This window comes from Streptomyces litmocidini (assembly GCF_014649755.1).
In the GTDB taxonomy this organism is placed as follows: domain Bacteria; phylum Actinomycetota; class Actinomycetes; order Streptomycetales; family Streptomycetaceae; genus Streptomyces; species Streptomyces litmocidini.
In genome coordinates, this window is the sequence record NZ_BMTQ01000071.1 from 1 (window position 1) to 905 (window position 905).

Annotated in this window: 1 protein-coding gene; it reads left to right on the top strand. The window is 14.7% G+C overall.

The window, feature by feature from the left end:
• Positions 1 to 87 precede the first annotated feature (87 nt).
• On the top strand, positions 88 to 905 hold an 818-nt coding region (locus IE180_RS37955), incomplete at its 3' end, for a hypothetical protein (RefSeq protein WP_190161120.1).

The window sequence follows — 905 nt, forward strand, 5'->3', positions numbered from 1 at the left end:
ATATTAAATATTGATAAAATAATAAAATATATATATAATAAATTAATTTATTATTGAATATATTTCTTATTTAACTTTAATTTTATTATGTTTATTTTATATTATGCTTATATTTCTATAATTTTTATATCTATATTATTTATGTTTATTTTATATATTTTATTACAAATAATTCTTAATATATTATATATATATACTGTATATATATTAAAAGAAAAATTTGATATAGAATTTATAAATATAATAAATATATTTAATGATATATTAAGTATATCATATATTGAAACATTTAATAATTTAATATCAGATATATTTTCTAAAAAATATATATATTGTGATACTACAAATTCTGATAATGATAATAATATACGTTTAGATATAGAAAATACTTATCCATCAGGAGATGTAGTTTCACCAGATATGTCTTCTTCTGAAGATGAAAATTCATTTTCAGGTTTAATAAATAATAATAAAAAAATATCTATGATAAAAGAAAATGAATCAATTAATAATCCATTTTTAGAAAATAGTATTTTTACTGTTAAAAATGTTATACCTGAAGATTTAATAAAAAATAAAAGTGATTCTGAAAATAGTGCTTTTCCTATTAAAAATAATTCTTTACAAAATTTATCAGAAAAAATAACAAACCCAGAAATTATAGTAAAAGATAATAGTTTAAAAGATTTTAAATCAGAGAATGAATTAAGTAGTAAAATAAGTAAAAATAGTGAAGAATTTGTAGAACAAAGAAATAAAGATTTCTTTGATAAATTTGGTAAAAATATATCTGATCCAAAAATAATTAAAGATTCTATTGATCAAACAAAAAAAGGAGAAGAAGATTTTAATATTAAAAATAATGTAAATTTATATAAATTATTTAGAAATTTTATAATAAATAT